Source organism: Flavobacterium sp., assembly GCF_044339515.1.
Classification (GTDB): domain Bacteria; phylum Bacteroidota; class Bacteroidia; order Flavobacteriales; family Flavobacteriaceae; genus Flavobacterium.
Window position 1 is genome coordinate 1 of record NZ_JBIIVK010000095.1, and the last position, 3,618, is coordinate 3,618.

The window sequence follows — 3,618 nt, forward strand, 5'->3', positions numbered from 1 at the left end:
ACCAAGATAAAGGAAATCCAACGAGGATGGTTAAACTATTTTCGAGGAACCAATATCATGGGAAAAGTACGAGACATTGACGGTTGGCTACGCAACCGACTGCGGTATTGCATCTGGCACGATTGGAGGGCGGAGCGTTAAGAAAATGTCCGGTGGACATTTTTAGCGAACGAGCCAGCAGGCGGGAGGAGAAAGGAAAAGGAAAAACCTGATTCAATTGGGGGTTGACCAAGACCACGCCTACATGTGGAGCAGAACTCGAAAAGGTGGTTGGGCGATTGCTCAAAGTCCGATTTTAGGAACAACTATTACTTTGAAACGCTTGAAACAAAAGGGATACGAATCCTTAACGGAAGTCTACATTCAACTCAACCCATCTCTTTGCGAACCGCCGAGTACGTGACCCGTACGCTCGGTGGTGTGAGAGGCTCTCCCTGCTAGTTTCTGGCAGGGCAGTCTACTCGATTGTGCGATCGCCTTTTTATTTAGATATTATTCGTAATTCAAATCTATTTGTATTCCAAGTAATTTTTCTTCAGGAGACTTATCACTTAATGTAAGTTTAATTCGATCTGTAACTAATTCTTTATGTTCCTCACTTGTCATTTCACTTTTTAAGCTTTCAATTACGCTTTGATTTAATGAAATAATATATTGAAAATCATTAAGTTTACATTCATTATGTGCTACTTCAAACATAGTTTTAACTTGGCGAGTATCCATATCTCCAGTAATTTTACTATCGTGAAATAAAAAATTTACATTGTGATTGTGTTTACCTTTTAATATAGTCCAATCATAACAGAAAATTTTCACTTCTTTAACAGCATTTCCAGCATCATCCTGAATTTTAGCTTTTATATCAAATCTAGTTGCATTCTTTCCTTCATTGTTTAAAATCGTTATTCCAGAATTTTTTTCAGAATAAAATTTTTCAACAAAATATTTAAAAAGAATTATATTTTCTTTTATTAAATCATCTACTTGTTCAATATATTTAGCTGTTATTATATTTTCGTTTGTAAAATCTTTTTTGTTTTCTTCAACAAACAATTTATAATCTGATTCTAGTTTTTTATATTGTAATAATGAATGCAACTTCTTTTCATTATCACTTAATGCTTGATTTAATTTAGTGTAATCATCTAATGCACCTGTTGAATTCAAATATTGCAACTTTTCATCTTCTTGACTACCAAGTTCAGAAATTGTTTTACTAATTTCTAATAGTTGAAATTCAAAATCTCTTTTTTCTTGAATTAATTTTCTCTTTCTATTATCTAAAATTTGGCTATTAAATTGTTCTAATTCTGCCAATTTTTTGATTACCATTTCACCAAGCTCAAATTTTGCATTTTCATACAATTGTATTATTTGCTCTTTTGATATGTCAGGTTGAATTTCTAAACTTTTATCAATATTAGAAATTGCTATTTGCAATTTAGAAGCTTTATTCTTTAGATTTTTCAGGTCATAAGAAATCTTGTCAGCTTCTTTTCTTATTGAATTATAGTCTTCAGCAATTACAAATTCTTCAATACTTTTTTTATATCTATTAATAAGTGTTTCAAGCTCAACAATCTTAATTTCTAAATCTTTTTTATTCTCTGTTCCAAAAATTGCTTTAAATTCTGGATTGTTTAATTGAGCTTTTAGTTTACTTATATTTAACTCTTTCTCTCTTAAATCAGCTTTTTTTAGAATTAAATCTGTGTCTAGACCTAATAAAAATGCATTGTTTAAGAGTGTAGCTAATGGATTTTCTTTTTTAATATATCTATCGTTTGAAATATAACCATCTTCACCATATCTAATAAAACGAGGCATTAAACTTCTAAAAGTAACATATTTTGTATTTTCTTTTATTCTAAAAAGTTTATCTTCTAAAATTTTATTAAATTCTTTTAAGGTATATTTTTCACCATTTAACTCAATTTCTTTTTGATTGATTGTTGACCTAATAGAAGTAAATTCTTCACTTCCAATTTTAAAATCAAGAGTGAATATCCAATCTTCTAATTTTAAAAATTCTTTATTAGAATTTGAACCCAAACAAAAATGTATTAATGCAATAGTAAGTGACTTACCAACACTATTATATGTTTTTTTTTGGTCTTCAGTTTCTTTAATAGCAGCAATTACCGTTATACCATTTTGATTAAATGTTACAGTATGAAAGGATTTTTTATTTGCTCTTAATTCAATTAACCGCATTGTGAATTTTTCCGTTATTGTCTATTAATATTGCTCCAATAAGATAAAGATAGTTTAAAGCTAGAATAACATTATCAAAATTGTGATATGCAGGAAATCCTTTTTTAGAATTATTTATTTCAGAATATTTGAACCAAATATCATCAACTGTTTTAGGTTCATTAATAAAACTTAATAATATACCGCCTAAACCAAGTAATGATTCTGAAAATCTAATATGTTTTGTAGGTAAAATCATAAATTAATTGTTAGTTGGTGTTTCAAAGATATCACAATATTCAAAATAATAAGCCATAAGTACAAAGATAGCATCTTGAGTGTTATGTTTGTCATTCGGACTAGATTTTTCAACAATATAAAGAAAAATCTCGTCATTTTTAGTTTCGCTTTCAGGAATTAATTCTTTTGCTTCTTCATATAAAGTAGTAAATATCTCTCTTAAATCTTCCTTGATAAATCTACTATTTAATTGAAAAAAATCATTTATAGCGTAATTCTGTCTTTGTGCAATATTTAGAATTTCACTTATAACTTCACTCAATGAATTAAAAATAATTTTATTATCAAAGTTAGGATTTGATGGAATTTTCTCTAATATATTTCTCGATTTTCGTTCTTTTAAATGATTTACTACTTCATTCATAATATCATATTCAAAATTTGAGATATTATCAGGATTTGGAATCATACCTCCTAAAATATATTCCATTTCTTCTAAATTAAACTCCATAAAAATATCTTCTAAATCTTTACAGGTTTTAACTTCACATTTAATTTGATGTTTTTTTGCAATTGCTTTTGCATTTGTATATATAAGAGCGTAAACATTTCGATAATTATCTTTTACTACATAATTAAATTGTTTAACATCAAATCCTTTTTCTTCCCAAAAATCTAGTAATCCAATGATAGAAGCGTCCATTTTTGAAAGTAATGTAGCTTCATTTCCTGTTAAATCTTCTGGAGCATACACTTGATAATATTCCCCAGTTTTTACATTAAAACCATCACACTTACCATCTCCAAGACTTCCTTGTGGTTTAATTTGTTTGAAGTTAGAATCTTGATTTTGCATTATTTTAGTAAACAAATCTTCATATGATTGCTTGTCAGCCTCATAAAATTTATTTTTAAGTAAAATTCTACCAAGATATTTTTCTTCCCTTGTCATTTTTGATTGTATAATTATAATGCAAATAAAGTGAAAATAAACGTATTAAATAATTATTTTATTTTTAAAAATATGGTTGTTTGTCTACGCGAATAAGGTGTCGCACAACGTTTTGCCTTTAGTTTGCATCTTAAATTAAATTCATATTTTTCCGAAAGGGAAACGGGTGAACTAAAACGTTTTGTAGGGTTGAGACCTATAAGCTGCATAAGACCCGTTTCCTCCCTTGGACT

General features: G+C 28.3%; 4 protein-coding genes and 1 pseudogene. 1 reads left to right on the forward strand and 4 read right to left on the reverse strand.

Features of this window, described 5'->3' with window-relative positions:
- Positions 1 to 403: pseudogene (locus tag ACIQ0M_RS15325) on the forward strand (group II intron maturase-specific domain-containing protein); the annotation flags it as partial.
- Between the two features lie 89 nt (positions 404 to 492).
- Here the strand turns inward: ACIQ0M_RS15325 and ACIQ0M_RS15330 are convergent.
- The 4 genes from ACIQ0M_RS15330 to ACIQ0M_RS15345 all read right to left on the reverse strand — a co-directional run.
- Entirely contained in the window at positions 493 to 2,214 is a 1,722-nt protein-coding gene (locus ACIQ0M_RS15330) for a DUF2326 domain-containing protein (RefSeq protein ID WP_396153802.1), read from the reverse strand.
- On the reverse strand, positions 2,201 to 2,452 hold the full coding sequence (locus ACIQ0M_RS15335; RefSeq protein ID WP_396153804.1) for an ABC-three component system middle component 6: 252 nt from the start codon (positions 2,450 to 2,452) through the stop codon (positions 2,201 to 2,203). The genes ACIQ0M_RS15330 and ACIQ0M_RS15335 overlap by 14 nt, the downstream gene beginning before the upstream one ends.
- A gap of 3 nt (positions 2,453 to 2,455) precedes the next feature.
- Complete coding sequence (locus ACIQ0M_RS15340; protein ID WP_396153806.1) at positions 2,456 to 3,385, reverse strand: ABC-three component system protein; 930 nt, start codon at positions 3,383 to 3,385, stop codon at positions 2,456 to 2,458.
- Between the two features lie 53 nt (positions 3,386 to 3,438).
- Positions 3,439 to 3,618 (reverse strand): hypothetical protein (locus ACIQ0M_RS15345; protein WP_396153808.1); only part of this gene is annotated, 180 nt, incomplete at its 5' end.

Bases quoted from the DNA above. Each gene is read 5' to 3' on its own strand.
- ACIQ0M_RS15340 (WP_396153806.1), bottom strand. From the start codon at position 3,385: ATGACAAGGGAAGAAAAATATCTTGGTAGAATTTTACTTAAAAATAAA.
- ACIQ0M_RS15330 (WP_396153802.1), bottom strand. From the start codon at position 2,214: ATGCGGTTAATTGAATTAAGAGCAAATAAAAAATCCTTTCATACTGTA.
- ACIQ0M_RS15335 (WP_396153804.1), bottom strand. From the start codon at position 2,452: ATGATTTTACCTACAAAACATATTAGATTTTCAGAATCATTACTTGGT.